Here is a 16086-nt window from a genome sequence, read left to right as displayed (position 1 = left end):
AGAGGTTAAAATATCTTTTGGCACAATACGAAAAAATTAAAATGAAAGTATAAACTTATATGAGTGCCAATAACAAACAAAAAGAACAAAAATTTCTACCTACTACAAGAAAAGAGATGGATGCTTTAGGATGGGACCAATGTGATGTAATACTAGTAAGTGGGGATGCATATATTGATTCTCCATTTATTGGTGTTGCCGTTGTTGGAAGAATCCTAGAAGCTTTAGGCTTTAAAGTAGGAATTATAGGTCAACCTGATATTAAAAATGAAGATGTAAAAAGATTAGGTGAACCAAAATTATACTGGGGAGTTAGTGGTGGAAGTATTGACTCTATGGTATCAAACTACACTGCAACTAAAAAGTTTAGAAACAACGATGACTACACTCCTGGTGGGAAAAATGACAAAAGACCAGATAGAGCTACTTTAGTTTATACAAATTTAATTAGAAGACATTTTAAAAACACAGTTCCAATTGTTTTAGGTGGTATTGAAGCTAGTTTAAGAAGAGTTACTCACTATGACTTTTGGACAAATAAATTAAGAAAACCTATTTTATTTGATGCAAAAGCTGATTATCTAATTTATGGAATGGGTGAAGTTGCAATAAGAGAGTTTTCAACTGCTTTAAGAGATGGAAAAGACCCAAGAGAGGTTAGGGGAGTTTGTTATATTTCTAAAGAACCAGTTGAAGAGTTTTTACAACTACCTTCCCACCAAGAGTGTTTAGAAGATAAAGAGAAATATATAGACCTTTTTGATGATTTTTATAAAAACAATGACCCAATCTCTGCAAAGGGACTTTGTCAAAAAGTAGATACAAGATATGCTATTCAAAATCCTCCATGTGATTATCTAGATGAAAAAGAGATGGATGAGGTAGCTTCATATGATTATATTAGAGATTTACATCCATATCATAAACCACAAGGTAAGGTTAAATGTTTAGAGACTATTAAATTCTCTATTCAGACTCACCATGGGTGTTGGGGTGAGTGTAACTTCTGTGCTATTGGAGTTCACCAAGGTAGAACTATTAGAACAAGAAGTGAAAAAAATATTCTAAGTGAAGCAAAAGAGTTTACACAAGATAAAGATTTTAAAGGTGTTATTTCTGATGTTGGTGGACCAACTGCAAATATGTATGGGTATGAGTGTAATAAAAAACTTAAAAAAGGAACATGTGCTGAGATTAGATGTGTTGATTATGATAGACTTTGTAGAGTTATGAAAGTTGACCATAGTAGACACTTAAATCTTTTAAGAGACATTAGAAAAGTTCCCGGTGTAAAAAAAGCCTTTGTTGCATCAGGTTTAAGATATGACTTTATTCCAGCAGATAAAAAACATGGATATGAGTATTTAAAAGAGCTTGTAAATCATCATATTTCTGGACAAATGAAAGTAGCACCTGAACATACTTCAGATAGAGTTTTAAAGCTTATGGGGAAACCTGGAAAACAACCACTTATTGAGTTTAAAAAGATGTATGATAGATTAAATAAAGAAGCTGGTAAAAAACAGTTCTTAACTTACTACTTAATTGCAGCACATCCAGGTTGTGAAGAAAAAGATATGCATGAGTTAAAACAGTTTACAACCCATGAATTAAAAATGAACCCAGAACAAGCACAGGTTTTCACACCAACACCAGGGACTTACTCTTCTGTTATGTATTACACAGAGATGGACCCAGAAACAAGAAAGAAAATCTATGTTGAAAAAGATAAAAATAGAAAAGAAAAACAAAAAAGTATAGTGATAGATAAAAAGTATCACCAAAGAAGAAAAAGTAATGGAGCAAGCTTACAAAGCTAGACTTCATCTCTTCTAAAAATAAGAAAGATGTAGATATAATAGCTGCTTTTAATTCATAACAATATTTAAAAGGAACTATATTTGAAGAAACTATTTTTAATAATTGGAGCTCCTGGTTCTGGTAAAACTACAGATGCTGAACTAATTGCAAGTAAACACGATAATATCACTCATTATTCAACTGGAGATATGTTAAGAGCAGAGATTGCAAGTGGTAGCCAAAGAGGAAAAGAGATTGACTCTTTTGTATCAAAGGGTTTAATTGTACCTATTGAAATTGTAATTGAAACTATTGTAACTGCTATTAAAAATGCTTCAACTGATATTGTTGTAATTGATGGATATCCAAGATCAATTGAGCAAATGACTGAGTTAGATAAGTATCTAAAAAATGAAAGTGAAGTTGAGCTAACAAATGTAATAGAAGTTGAGGTTTCTCAAGATACTGCCTTTAAAAGAGTTTTAGGAAGAGCAGCGGATGCTGAGGTTGTTAGAGCTGATGATAATGAAGAAGTATTTTTAAATAGAATGAAACTATATATTGAACCACTTGCAGAGATTAAATCATTTTATACAAAACAAGATGTTTTAAAAGTAATCTCAGGTGAAGGAACAATTGAAGAAATTGTTGATGAAATGGATAACTTTATTCAATCAAGAGTATAACAATGATTAAAAAACCTAATTTTTACTCAGTAATTATTGGTACAGAACTTTTAAATGGGCGTCGAAAGGATGCCCATTTTGCTTTCTTAAATGAACAACTTCTAAAGCGAGGTTGGACTCACAAAGCCTCATTTGTAATAGAAGATGACACCAAACTAATGGAAAACATTTATAATCTTATAAAGGCTGATGAAAACTCAGTTATGTTCTCTTATGGTGGTATTGGTGCTACTCCTGATGATTATACTAGACAAATAGCTGCAAAGGTATTTCGTGATGGGAAGATGGAATACCATGAAAAAGCACAAGAGCTTATTATAAATCAATTTGGTGATGAAGCTTATCCTCATAGAATAGAGATGGGAAATCTTCCTATAAATGCAAAGTTACTTAAAAATGTAGTAAACAATGTAGCAGGCTTTTATTTAGATGATAGGTTCTTTTTTACACCAGGTTTTCCTTCAATGAGCCAAGCAATGGTAATTGAAGCTTTAGACAAACACTATTCTAAAAATGACTTAGTAAAATATAGAAAAACATTAACTGCTTTTTGTGGAGAAAATGATTTGATTTCACTTATGAAAGAACTTCCAAGTGATATTGAACTTTCATCTCTACCTAAAATAATTGATGATAAAAGACAAGTTGTCTTATCACTAAGCTCTTTAGAGCAAACTCTTTTAGATAATAGTTTTCAAGAATTTATAGATTTTTGTGAAGAAAAAAATATAAAATATATTCTTGAAGATACAAATAAAATAAAATAAACTCACCTAAAAAGCCTAGAAATAAGAGTTTCTAGGCTCCTAAAACTTTTTAAGATTAAATTTAGTAAAAAACTTTTTTTTTAGATTATAATTCCATACTTTAAATCTTAGGAAAAAGCTTGAATTTAGATCAAATTAGTAACTTTGTCTTTTGTGATAGAAGACTAAATGATTTTGATTTAGAAGTTAAATTACTTCCAAACCCTTATTATGATTATCCTTTTTTAATTATCAAAGATTTTTTATCACCTAAAATTTGTGATGGGCTTATTAGAAGCGTTAAAAAAGAAGATGATTATATAGATGCAAAAATCAAAAAAGAAAACTATTTAAACTATACAGATAAAAGTATTAGAAAAACAAAAATTTATAAACTGGATGATGAATACAAATCAATTTATAAAAAAAGATTTTTAGAAGTACAAAAGCAAATTGAAGAGTATTTTTCACTAGCTTTAACAACTAGTACAAAAGTGCAAGTTTTAGAGTATTTAAAAGGTTCATTTTATAAAGCTCATAGTGATGATTCAAATATGATTTATAAAGATGATGAATTAGTTGGTTTTAAAAATGTAGCTATAAATAGAAAACTTACAACTGTATTTTTTGCTACATCATGTGAAGACAATGAAGATTTTAATACTTTTAGCGGAGGAGAGTTAGTTTTCAACTTTCTTTATGATGAAAAAGGTGAAGTTATTAAATACAAGCCTAAAGCAGGGGAAATGATTGTCTTTTTAAGTAACCCATTTTTCACCCATGAAGTACTAGAAGTGAAGTCTGGATATAGATTAAGTTTAGTTCAATGGCATGACGCAATTACTTCATAATAGTAACTATTATATAATATTTAGATAGAAAAATTCACATAAAGGTTTACTATGGATATAAATGGATTATCTCATGCTGTACTTTTAGATAAAAATGGTGGTGCAAAGAGTTTATCTTATGATGAAATACAAAACTACACTAAAAGTATGGGCTTACTATGGGTTCACTTTGATTATTCTAGTAAAGAAGCAATTGATTGGATAACAAATAGAAGTGGTATTGATGAAGTAGCTGTTGATGCTTTATTAACTTCTGAAACAAGACCAAGAACTACTATTTTAGATAACTCTATTTTATTGGCTTTAAGGGGAGTTAACCTAAACGCGAACTCTGACCCAGAAGATATGATTTCTATTAGATTATATATTTCAAAAGATTTAATAGTAAGTACTAAAAAAAGAGACCTTCTTTCAGTAAAAGATATTCTAAATAGTTTTGAAAAAAATAGAGGACCTCAAAATAGTTCAGAGTTTTTAATTGAACTAACTGATAGATTAACATCTAGAATGGAAGGAACTATTGATAGTTTACACGATAGGGCAAGTGAAATAGAAGAGATGATTATTGAATCAAGTAACCTTTTCGTAAGAACAGAAATATCAAAGATAAGAAGAGAGGCTATTAGTCTAAGAAGATATCTATCGCCTCAAAAAGAAGCAATGCATAGACTTTATAGTGATAAAGTATCGTGGTTAAGTGAACACGATAAAGTACAGCTAAGAGAGATTACTGACCAGCTAATAAGATATGTAGAAGAGCTTGATTCAATAAACGATAAAGTGACACTAATACAAGAAGAGATATTAAGTAAAATTAGTGAACAAATGAACCAAAGAATGTATGTGCTATCTATTATTTCTGCTATTTTTTTACCACTTGGTTTTTTAACAGGGCTTTTTGGTATAAATGTAGGTGGATTACCTGGAACTGAAAATAAAGATGCTTTTATGTTTTTTACAATAGCTTTAAGTGCAATGGGAGTAGGGTTATTTTATCTGCTTAAAAGAAGTAAGTGGATTTAACCTTTAACTTGAAGGTTTAGTATAAAAATTAAACTTCCAACCCTTGTCTTGGTCATACTTTTCAAGGTTGTAAGTTTCCCATACTTTTATACACTTTTTATTACCTTTTTTAACTCCCTCTTTAGCAAACTGATGAGCTCGTCCAAAGTTAGGAAAGGCACCTTTTCCATTTGCATACATAAAAGCTAGATTACAATGGGCATCTTCATGTCCTTGCTTTGAGGCATATTCAAAATATTTTATTGCTAGTTTATAGTCTTTTTCTACAGCAATTCCAGCAGCTAAAAACTGACCTATCATATTTTGTGCAGGAGCATAACCATCATTTGCTGCTTTTAAAAAAGTATTAAAAGCAAGTTTTTCATTGAAGTAGGGTGACTTTTTTGTAATATATAGTTTTCCTAAAAGGTAGGTTGATTTATGATGATTTAATAAACTACCTTGTTCTAAAAAGGTTTTAGCTGTAGAGATACTTTTTTGTACACCTTTACCTTTTAGATATAAAGTTGCTAATCTATAGATTGATTGAGTGTCATCTCTTTTTGCTAAAACTCTATATGAGCTAAGAGCTTTTAAAACACCTTCTTCCTCTTCTATTTTTTTTACTTCTTCAAAACTAAGACTAAATGCAAAGCTTGTAATTAAAATAGTTAAAATTAGGTATTTCATAGTTACTCTTTATTTAATCTCTTTTTCTATATTAGGATTAAGTGTTGTAGTTATTTCATAAGATATTGTATCATGTATTGTTGCTAATTGTCTAACATCATCAAAAATACAAACTTTATCATCTATAGAATTAATAGAACAGTTATCCATAGAGACTCTACCTAGAATTTGATATCCTTTTGGAGTAGTATATGTTTTTTTGCCATTTAGTCTTAAGAAGCCATCTCCATATCCAATATCATATGTTGATACATTCATTTCACTTTTTGCGGTAAAAATACCACCGTATCCAACTCTTTGACCTTTTGTTATTTTTCTTGTAGAAATTCTATCTGCCCAAAGAGACATTACAGGTTTTAAATTTGGATTATCAAAGATAGAATCTGTATCTAAATAACCATATTGAGCTATACCAACTCGAGCAAAATCTTCATTGAAATTCTTAAATCTAAATAAACCTGAAGAGTTAGCAGAATGAAACTTAGGAATAGGCAAAAAAAGTTTTTCACATGTGTTCACAGCCAAAGTTTTTACTTGCCCAAAAATCTGTTGTTGCCAAAAGAATTCACATGATAAAGTATCAGCACTTCTGTAGTGAGTCATAATTCCAGTCAAGTTTAAATTTTTCCTTAAAGTACCATGAATAGCCTCTTCTAGAGTTTCAAGTGAAATACCATTTCTATGCATTCCGGTATCCACTTTTAGGTGAACATTCGTTTTTTCGGGTACTTTTTCAAGTTGTTCAAGGCTATTCACCACGATGTGAAAAGTATGTGAATAGTTGTGAAAAGTAGTGTCAGCCAAGATTAAGATTTGTTCAAAAAACGTCTCAATTTTCTCAGCTTCTTCACATGTTCTCACAACCGCTTTTGTTATTCCAAACTCTTTGGCCATTGATGCAATTTCAACAAGTCCATGACCATAGGCATTATCTTTTAAAACAACAGCAATTTTATCTTTAGAACCAGCGTGTTCAGAAATTATTTTTAGGTTGTGAAAGTAGTTTTCTTTATTTAAAATAATCTTAGGCAAGTTTTAATCTTCCTTTTCATCATGGAAATAATTATTTAGTAAAATAGCATCTTTTTCATTTAGAACTTCTTTTAGTTCTACTACTGATGCTTCTTTTATTTTTTCAAAACTTCCAAAATATAAAAGTAGTTTTTTAACCTTTGCTTCACCAATACCTTTTATTTGTAATAGTGAAACTTGTTTATCTTCTTTTCTTTTTTGTTTCTTATGAAAGTTTATAACAAATCTGTGGGCTTCATCCCTTTGTCTTTGTATAAATTGTAACCTTTGGTCACTAGGTTTTAGTTTTAAGCTTCTAATTTCACCACTTTTATCTTTATAGTGAACAATATCTTTTGCAGCACCTTTTGCCCTATGAGCTTTGGCATCTACTTTTTCTTTAGCAATTGCTACAATATCAAGGTTCACAGCAGCAGACTGTATAATGTCATAGGCAAGTTTTAGTAAAGTTTCACCTCCATCAATAACCCATAGGTCAGGAGGACTTACTTTTTCAAAGCTTTCAACTCTTCGCATAAGCATTTCCCTCATTTGAGAGTATTCATCTTTTGATTCTAAGTTATAGTGTCTAAACTGTTTTTTATCAAAGGCATTAAGCTCTTCATTCCAAACAACCATAGCTCCAACTGTAGCTTGTCCCATCATATGTGAGTTATCAAAACTCTCTATTATATATGGAAGAGTTTGTAAGTTAAATAGCTCTTTTATCTCTTCATAGATAGTTATTTGGTTTTTAGAAGATTCTATTCTAAGTAGTTCATCGCAGTTATTTAGTGCAATATTCAATAAAGATTTTTTCTTATCTTTTTTAGGATTTACAACTTTTATGTTCCTATCAAATCTCTCTTTTAAAAACTCTTCTATCTCTTCTTTTTCTTCTAACTCTTGTGCAACTAAAATCTCTTTTGGAAGTAGAGGAATTTCATTATTATAGTAATTGATAATTGCTCTTTGGTAAGCCTCGTTTAAATCAATATCTTTATTATCCTCTAAGAAGTCAAGTTTGATAAAGTCATGGGAAGAAGAGGCAAGTTTTCCATCTCTAATAAACATTCTTACAACAACAGCTTTTTTTCTACCAGCTTTTATTGCAAAAAGGTCTAAGTCTTCATTTGAAGCTAAATCAATACCCGATTTGATTTGAGATTTTTCGATTGATTTTATTCTATCTCTTAATTTCATCGCTTCTTCAAATCTAAACTCTTCTGAGTATTGCATCATTCTTTCACTAAGTTTATTGATTAGTTTGTTTTTATTATAGATATATTCACAAGCTTCATCAACTAGTTTTGCATAATCAGCTGTTGTAATTTTACCTTCACAAGGGGCATGACATTTTTTGATTTGATGGAAAAGACAAGCTTCTTTACCTTTAATACAAGATTTCTTTTGAACTAAAGGAACTATTTCATAGATTGAATCAAGCATATCTCTAGCACCAGTTGAGTAGGGACCAAAGTATTTTATATTGTTGTTTTTATGTACTCTTCTTGTTATTTCAAGTCTAGGAAAAAGTTCGCTATTATCTAACATAATATATGGGTAAGTTTTATCATCTCGTAAAAGAATATTGTATTTAGGTTTTAGTTGTTTAATAAGTGAGTTCTCTAAAATAAGAGCTTCATGTTCATTTGGTACAACTATCCACTCTAAAGATACTACTTCTGTAATCATCTTGTAAATACGAGGACCAAGTTTTTCTGCTGGTTGTAAGTTTGGTGTAAATTTAAAGTAAGATTTTACTCTATTTTTAAGAACTTTTGCTTTACCAATATAAAGTAGGTGTCCATCTTTATCAAAGTATTGATAAACTCCTGCTTCATTAGGGAGTTGTTTTAGTTTTTCTTCTAAATTCATTTAGGAATTTTATCTAAAAATAGCTTTATGAAGTAGCCAAAAAGCCACTTCATAGATTATGTTTTAATGGTAGTTTATATAATAAGGTTGTCTTTTGATATTTCTTGAACCAACTGACTCTAATCCTAAGATTTGTTTAGGAGTCATTAAAGGTTTTATATCATTTTTATAAAAGATTTTGAATCCACTATCTGCGATATCAGATTCATTTTGTGAATAAAGGTTGTTATATATTTGAACCTTGATTCCACCTCCACCATGACCATCAATATTATAGATTAACTCAATATTGTCATAGTTTTTAACTAACTCTTTTTTTCTTAACATTCTTTTGTGGAACATATGAACAATCAGTTTTTTCTTCTCTTTTATTCCATTTTCTATTAAGTAGTTGCTAATTAGCTCTTGTGCATCATTTACATCATTTCCAAAAATATGTCCAATAAACTTACCTGGAGGATACTTTCTGTGTTTTGGAATTTTAAATTCTGGGTCTAATGCTAAATGTACATTTTCATATTGTAAGTATTTTAAAACAGGTTTTAATGCTTCAACTGGAGTATAAATTCCTAATTGTAAGTCAATAATTACTGCAAAACCTTCTTTTTGTGCTCTTTTGATATATTTCATCACAGTTCTATCTGGAAGGTTTATAATATAGTCGTTATCTCTACCTGGATCGATAGTTGCTAATCCGTAGATTAAGTGAAATGCTAACTTTACATCAAAGTTTTCACCTAACTCTTTATCGTAGTACTCTTTTTTCTCTCTAAGTTTCTTTACAACATTGTCAATATGACTTTCACCTAAAATTCCTAAAGAAGGAGTATAAGGTCTTCCATAGAAACCTACCATAACTTCACTTTTTACTGCATCTTTTTGAACTACGATTTCTTCTGCTTTTTCAACTTCTGGTGTTATTGTAGTTGTGTTTGCTAGAAGAGGGTGAGTTACAAAAGTAAATAGTGTAATTATAAAAATTAAACTTTTTTTCATTTGCCTGCTTTTTCTAAATAGTTTTTATAGCGAAAGTATATTCAAATATATTAAAAAAAAATTTAAAAATTTGCTTTAAACCAAAGTTTCCAAAAATTTTTACAAATAACTTTATAATTTTTTAGTCTTTTGTAATACTTTTCTTTCACAATTGGAAAATAGGAGCTTAGAAGAATTTTTTCTTCTTGTTTTGAAAAATTATATTTTATACAAAGGGTTGCTAAATCAAAAAATCTATTATTTTTTGAAGCAAATTCCCAGTCAATAAAATAGACCTTATTATTAAAAAGTATGTTCTCTTTATTTAGGTCATTATGAGATAAAACTAAATCCTTTTTTTTATTATTATTTTTTAGTTTTTCAAGGGAATTTTTAATAATTTTTTTTGACTTTTTGTCATCTAATATTTTTTTGTAGTTTATAAACTCTTTTTCTAAACAATAAACTTTGTTCTTGTGTTTTATTTTATGTAGTTTTTTTAAAGATTTAGCAAGGACTTTGATTTGTTTTTTTGAAAGTTTATTTTTATGAGAGCCTTTTATAAAGTGACAAGTCATAAACTTATCACTTAAATAAACTGGCTTTGAAGCGATACCTTTTTTGTATGCTTTATTTTGTATTTTAAACTCTTGTTTTCTATCTATTTTTACTGTATGAGTTTTTTTGAAAACTCTTAATATAAAATCTTTTTTATCTTTTTTTATTTTATAAACTTCATTACAAAGTCCTTGATTCTTTAACTTTTTTACCATCTATAGAAGTTTTAAAATATCCTCTTCTATATCCTTTGGAGTTGTAGCTGAACCAAATCTATCTATTACTTTTCCATTTTTATCAACTAAAAACTTAGTAAAATTCCATTTGATACTCTCTGTTCCTAGTATTCCTGATGCTTCTTTTTTTAAGTATGTATATAGTGGGTCTTCATTTTTTCCGTTTACATCAATCTTTGCAAACATATCAAAATCAACTCCATAAGTTAGCCTACAAAACTGGGCAATCTCTTTATTTGTTCCTGGTTCTTGTCCACCAAATTGATTTGAAGGAAAACCTAAAATCATAAAATCTTTATCTTTATGTTTTTGATATAGATTTTCTAAACCTTCATATTGAGAAGTAAACCCACATTTACTTGCTACATTTACAATAAGTAGTACTTTACCTTTGTATTTAGATAAAGATACTTCTTCACCTTTTATGTTTTTCACTTTTAAATCATAAATACTCATAGTGTTGTCCTTTGCAAATAGAGATACTGATAAAAAAATCATCAAAGAAATCATAGCTTTAAAAAACATCTTAAATCCTTTTTTATTTATTTTAACCTAAATAAATATCTCTTTGTACTTATTTTTTGTTTTAAAATATATTTGTTTTGCCAAAAATCACATCATTGTGATTAACAAACCTATTACATCGTTTCCCTTCTAAAGCCTTGCAAATGTTTTGCCACTTTAAAGAGTGCCCACCATTTTCCCTGCTTAAGTCACCAAATACAAACATCAAAGCATGAGCATATTCGTGGGGTAATACATCATCAATCATATAATCAACACTCTCTTTAAATCTCTTCTTATTTAGAAAGACTACTATTTCTCCTGATTGACTTAAAGTTGCTGCACCAAAAAGATTAGAGGGCATTTTATTAGAAACTCTAATTGGAATCTCTCTTTTTACTCCAAACTTTTGGTAAGCTAACTTTTGCAAATATTGAGTTTTTTGAGTGATTCTATTTTGTGTTTTTTCATTTAAATCGGAAGTTTTAAATTTATATGTGTTGTAGATTGAGTAGATTAAAAAGATTGTTCCTAAAACTGTAACAGTTATAAAAAATAGTTTTAATCTTTGAAGAAACATCTAAAAACCTTTCTTTATGGAAAGGCTTTTAGCAGAACATCTTTATAGTGATTTAGCTGTTGCATAAGTTCATCACCATGGTCATTTATATCTGGATGATATTTTCTTGCAAGCTCTTTATATCTTTTTTTTATCTCTTCTTTTGTTGGGTCACTTGTAAATCCAAAGAACTCTTTTGCCTTTGGAACTTCTCCAAAAGATGTACCTGCACCTTGGAAGTTTCCTCTTCTAAACTGTTCTTGAAAATCATTAAAATCAAAGTTATTTGCACCATTTGCTTGTGAAAAGTCTTGACCATTAAATGTAAATTTAAAGTGTTGACCGTTTCCAGATGAAGCTTCTCTTATCTTCTTTTTAAATTGATAAACTATGTAATAACCAATAGAAACTAGTATAAATAAAATAATTAAAAATGTTCCAAAGTTAGTAAATATTAAATATAAGATTCCAAAGAATATTGCCCATTTAATAAGACTACTTATAAGTTGTGCCAAAATATTAATCCTGTTTTTTGTAAATTTTGTGGGTATTATAGTATTTTATTGTGAAGTATTTGCTTATCGAAAATGTAGATTATAAAAAGGTATGGAAGTCATACCTTTTTATTTAAAGTTTTTTAGAATGATTCCCATTCATCATCACTACTTTTTTCTGCTTTAAAAGTATGATTTGATGCAGGTTTTTCTGTATCTTTGCTTGTAGGTTTAGATTTTATTTCACTAGTATGAGTACTTAGAGTAGCTTTAGAAGAAGGCTTCTCTTTTTTAATACTTACATTCTCTTTTCCAATAAACTCTTTACTTTGTGCATCAGCAACAATCTCTTTTGCAACTCTATCTGTATCTATTGCAATATCATGAGTTTTGTTTGCAATAGAAGCATTCTCTTGAGTCTGTTTGTCTAACTGGTTAATTGCATCATTAATTTGAGTAATACCAGTCTCTTGCTCTTTACTTGCACTTGCAATTTCATTGATTTTTTCAGTTGAGTTACTGATGTTTTCAAGAAGTGAGTTATATCCTACAATCATATCTGCACTAATTGTTTTACCTTCATTTGCTTTTGCAGTTGCATTTTCAACTAAGTCTTTAATCTCTTTTGCTGCTTCAGCTGATCTAGATGCAAGGTTTCTTACTTCAGCTGCAACAACTGCGAAACCTTTTCCTGCTTCACCAGCAGTTGCTGCTTCAACAGCTGCATTTAGTGAAAGGATATTTGTTTGGAATGCAATTTGGTCGATAATAGAAATAGATTCATTGATTAATGTAACTTGTTCTGTAATATCTTCCATTGCAGAAGTAGTTTTTTGTGCAAGGTTTTGACCTTGTTTTGCAGATGAGTTTAAGTCATCAGTGTATTGGTTCATTTGTTGAATATTTTGACCATTACTTACAATTGTACTTGTAATCTCTTCTAAAGCAGCAGCAGTCTCTTCTAAAGAAGCAGCAGCAGAGTTAGCTGAGTCATTTAGCGTATCAACATTTTCAATTAAAATATCAGATGAACTATCAAGAGAAAGACCAATCTCTAAAGACTGCTTTAATAGTTCAGAAATACTATCACCTAAGTTATTTACTCCCGTTGCAAGTTGTTCTAAGTGTGCTTTGATTCCATCTGTTGGAACTTTGTTTCTATAGTTTGAGTTTGAGTATTCACCAAGTACTTTTAAAATAGAGTCAACATTTTTCTCTAAGTTTGCACTCATGTGGTTAATCATTTTTGTTAAATCATTTAATGCTTCATTTGAAGAACTAAGATTGATTTTAGAGCTAAAGTCACCTTGTTCATACTCTGTTAAAATTCTAACTGACTCATCAATGATTTTTCTATCTTGGTCAATATTCTCTTTTGTTCTTTCAATATTTTGATTAACAATTTTTGCCATTTGACCAAACTCATCTTGGTTTTTGTCATTTAATAACTCAACATGGTCTGCTTCATTATTTAAATATTTGAAGAATGAAACTAAACCTTTTTGGAAGTTTTCAAGATTTGATAAGATACTTTTAATAAGTGTTAAAGCCATAACGATAAATATAATTGAAGCAATCACACCAACAATAAGAAGTTGCATAGTTTGAGTACTCTCAGCTTCAGCTCTTTGTTCATTTGCATGAATATTGATTTCATCTAACTCTTTTTCAAGTTGTGTACCAACCGTAACCATCTTTTTCATGTTTTCTAAAATCTCTTGAGTCTCTTGTTCTATTCCATTAGAATAGTCATTGATTCTCTCATTTGCAAAAGCATCAAAAAATGAGATATATTCGTTAGATAAAGATTGAATATCTTTTGTTAGGTCAATGTCTTTTTTAATTTCTAATCTTTGAAGAAGCTCTGCTGATTGTTTATCTAAAGTAGAAAATGATTCTCTTACTTTTTGAGCATTGTCATTTGTAGGAACTCTTAGAAATTGATATACTGTGATTCTAGCAGTTAATACTTGCTGAATCATTTCATCAGTTATTTTTGCATTTGTACCTTTTGTTTTAAGTACACCGTTATAATAAGTATAAATACTACCCGCAATCACTGTTATAACAAGAAATAAAATTGGTAAAACCAATAATTTAACTTTTGTTGAAACATTTGAAAACATTAACGTCCTTTTTAAGTTTTAGTCACATTTGTAACAATTATCATAATAATATAATATTATAATAAATATCTTTCTTAAATAATTATATAAGGACGTTTAAATCGATTCCTTAAGCTCTAAATAAAATTTGGTACCTTCATCTTTATTTTTAAAATATATCTTACCTTTTTCTTGATTTGTAATAATTTCATAACTCAAATATAGACTAATTCCTGTGCCTACAGCTTCATGTTTTGTAGTAAAATAAGGGTCAAATACTTTTTCAGCATACTCTTGAGGTATTCCTCCTGCATTATCATAAATAGCTAATAAAACATTACCATTTTTCTTTCTTTTTATTGTGATAATTATTCTTTTTTTCTTAGGGTTGTTTTTTATAAGTGCATCTTTTGCATTATTTAGAATATTTAAAACTACTTGGATTAAGTCTCCTGTATGTATTGATACAAAAAGGTTTTCTTTTTTAAACTTTTTGATAATTTCAATTCCTTCATCTTCAAAACTTGCTTGAACTATTTCAATTATCTCATCTACTTTTTTCTGTAAACAAATAGTTTTCTTTTCATCTTCTTGGTCTTTTACAAACTCTTTAAACTTGTCAATTGTTTTAGATAAGTATTGAACTTGCTCACTAATAGATTTTGTATATAACTCAAAACTTTTATCATCTAATTTTCCCATCTCTTTATGCAAGATAAGTCCACTTGAACTTGTAGAAATGACATTTAAAGGTTGTCTCCATTGGTGGGCAATATGTGCAAGCATTTCAGTAATAGCTGCCATTTTTGATTGTTTTAGAAGGGAGATATCTTTTTTTCTATTTCTTTTTATCTCTAAATCAACTCTTCTATCTAGTTCATTATTGATTTTTTTTAGTTTTTCATTTGCTCTTTTTTGTAAGTAAAATAAGTAGAAAATTAAAGATATACCAAAGAAAGTACAAATAAATAAAATAACTATATCTTTAAACTCTTTATTAATAAAACTATCACTTTTGCAGATAAATAAAACTGCAACAACTTCTTTATTTATGGGGTTTTTTATAGGAATAAAAGTTTTTATAATATTGTATTTTTCAAGGAAAATAGAAAAAGGTTCCCCCTCATAGATTTTTTTAGTTAGTTGTTTAGTATTATTTTTAATAAGTAAAGGCTTGTGATAAGATACAATCTCTTTTTCATAATAAAACTCTTTGTATTGACTTTGAAGATAGTTAGATTTTTCATCTTCAAATAGTTTTTTATCTACTACATCTTTTTTGATAAGAAAGTGAGAATTTTTGTTGTAAGTCTCTTTTATAGCCTTTATCATTGCAAGGGAGTTAAAAGATATCTCTACACTTCCAATATGCATATTTCTAAAAAACAGAGGATAAATAAATCTAAAGCCATTGAAGATTCTCCCTTCTTCAAAACCATGGATATATTTTTTGTTTTGGTTTACATATCTAACAGTTTCACTTATGTGAGAGAGATTGTCACCATATTTTTGAGGTCTATGCATTCTTAAAAAAGAATCATTATTTGGTAGGTGAAAGTGTAGTTGTCTTAGATTAAAAGCTTTTAGTTTGTAGTACTTTTCTTTTAGCACTTCATATAACTCTTTTCTTATCTCATCTCTTTGCTCTTTATTTGAAAGGTAAGCATCTTTAAAAATAGTAAGTATTTTATTTGTATTGATTTCTGATTGAAAAATCAAATCAGCTATTTGTTTGTTTCTGTCATATACAGCTTTGTATTCTGAAAAGCTTTCTTTAGTAGTTTTTTGAAAGTGATTTTCTATTGTTTTTTGGTAATTAAAATAAAATATTGTAGTTATTGTTAGTAAGAAGAAAATATAAACAAAAATAAACCGAGTAACTATTGACTTGTTCATGGTAAATCTTTCATAGTATTTCATTTGTAACTAAAGTATAACATATAATAATATCATTTAGATAGCATTTGTTGTATAAATACTAGATATCTCTA

Annotated in this window: 15 protein-coding genes; 5 read left to right on the top strand and 10 right to left on the bottom strand. The window is 28.8% G+C overall.

What is annotated here, in order from left to right; translation table 11 throughout:
• Positions 1-59: 59 nt before the first annotated feature.
• The 5 genes from CRV03_RS04290 to CRV03_RS04270 all read left to right on the top strand — a co-directional run bounded on the left by CRV03_RS04290 (position 60) and on the right by CRV03_RS04270 (position 5106).
• Positions 60-1820 carry a YgiQ family radical SAM protein gene (locus tag CRV03_RS04290; protein ID WP_129083906.1) on the top strand — a complete coding sequence of 587 codons (1761 nt, stop codon included), beginning with the start codon at positions 60-62 and terminating at the stop codon, positions 1818-1820.
• Positions 1821-1901: 81 nt separating this feature from the next.
• Positions 1902-2486, top strand: coding sequence for an adenylate kinase (locus CRV03_RS04285; RefSeq protein WP_129083905.1), 585 nt, complete (start codon positions 1902-1904; stop codon positions 2484-2486).
• A gap of 2 nt (positions 2487-2488) precedes the next feature.
• The gene (locus CRV03_RS04280; RefSeq protein ID WP_129083904.1) at positions 2489-3253 is read left to right on the top strand and encodes a molybdopterin-binding protein; all 765 of its coding nucleotides are present in this window, start codon (positions 2489-2491) and stop codon (positions 3251-3253) included.
• 119 nt (positions 3254-3372) lie between these two features.
• Complete coding sequence (locus tag CRV03_RS04275) at positions 3373-4083, top strand: 2OG-Fe(II) oxygenase (protein WP_164968614.1); 711 nt, start codon at positions 3373-3375, stop codon at positions 4081-4083.
• 51 nt (positions 4084-4134) lie between these two features.
• On the top strand, positions 4135-5106 hold the full coding sequence (locus tag CRV03_RS04270; RefSeq protein WP_129083902.1) for a zinc transporter ZntB: 972 nt from the start codon (positions 4135-4137) through the stop codon (positions 5104-5106).
• A gap of 3 nt (positions 5107-5109) precedes the next feature.
• On the opposite strand, the gene CRV03_RS04265 is transcribed toward CRV03_RS04270, so the two are convergent.
• The 10 genes from CRV03_RS04265 to CRV03_RS04220 all read right to left on the bottom strand — a co-directional run bounded on the left by CRV03_RS04265 (position 5110) and on the right by CRV03_RS04220 (position 15991).
• Entirely contained in the window at positions 5110-5775 is a 666-nt protein-coding gene (locus tag CRV03_RS04265) for a tetratricopeptide repeat protein (protein ID WP_129083901.1), read from the bottom strand.
• 9 nt (positions 5776-5784) lie between these two features.
• On the bottom strand, positions 5785-6807 hold the full coding sequence (locus tag CRV03_RS04260; protein WP_129083900.1) for an alanine racemase: 1023 nt from the start codon (positions 6805-6807) through the stop codon (positions 5785-5787).
• A gap of 3 nt (positions 6808-6810) precedes the next feature.
• The gene (uvrC, locus tag CRV03_RS04255; RefSeq protein WP_129083899.1) at positions 6811-8664 is read right to left on the bottom strand and encodes an excinuclease ABC subunit UvrC; all 1854 of its coding nucleotides are present in this window, start codon (positions 8662-8664) and stop codon (positions 6811-6813) included.
• A 63-nt stretch (positions 8665-8727) separates the two neighbouring features.
• Positions 8728-9660 (bottom strand): hypothetical protein, encoded by a 933-nt coding sequence (locus tag CRV03_RS04250; protein WP_129083898.1) that lies wholly within the window; start codon positions 9658-9660, stop codon positions 8728-8730.
• Between the two features lie 62 nt (positions 9661-9722).
• Positions 9723-10412, bottom strand: a complete 690-nt coding sequence (locus CRV03_RS04245) for a phosphotransferase (protein ID WP_129083897.1) — start codon at positions 10410-10412, stop codon at positions 9723-9725.
• Positions 10413-10889, bottom strand: coding sequence for a glutathione peroxidase (locus tag CRV03_RS04240; RefSeq protein ID WP_129083969.1), 477 nt, complete (start codon positions 10887-10889; stop codon positions 10413-10415).
• Positions 10890-11019: 130 nt separating this feature from the next.
• The gene (locus CRV03_RS04235; RefSeq protein ID WP_129083896.1) at positions 11020-11517 is read right to left on the bottom strand and encodes a SprT-like domain-containing protein; all 498 of its coding nucleotides are present in this window, start codon (positions 11515-11517) and stop codon (positions 11020-11022) included.
• 14 nt (positions 11518-11531) lie between these two features.
• Entirely contained in the window at positions 11532-12011 is a 480-nt protein-coding gene (locus CRV03_RS04230; RefSeq protein WP_258239003.1) for a J domain-containing protein, read from the bottom strand.
• A 122-nt stretch (positions 12012-12133) separates the two neighbouring features.
• Positions 12134-14116: a methyl-accepting chemotaxis protein gene (locus CRV03_RS04225; protein WP_129083895.1), complete on the bottom strand. Its 1983-nt coding sequence runs from the start codon at positions 14114-14116 to the stop codon at positions 12134-12136.
• A 96-nt stretch (positions 14117-14212) separates the two neighbouring features.
• Complete coding sequence (locus CRV03_RS04220; RefSeq protein WP_164968613.1) at positions 14213-15991, bottom strand: ATP-binding protein; 1779 nt, start codon at positions 15989-15991, stop codon at positions 14213-14215.
• Between the last annotated feature and the right edge of the window lie 95 nt (positions 15992-16086).

Origin of the sequence: Arcobacter sp. F155 (assembly GCF_004116455.1) — a bacterium.
In the GTDB taxonomy this organism is placed as follows: domain Bacteria; phylum Campylobacterota; class Campylobacteria; order Campylobacterales; family Arcobacteraceae; genus Halarcobacter.
Note: the sequence above shows the minus strand (reverse complement) of the source record. Positions and strands in the feature narration are given on the sequence as shown.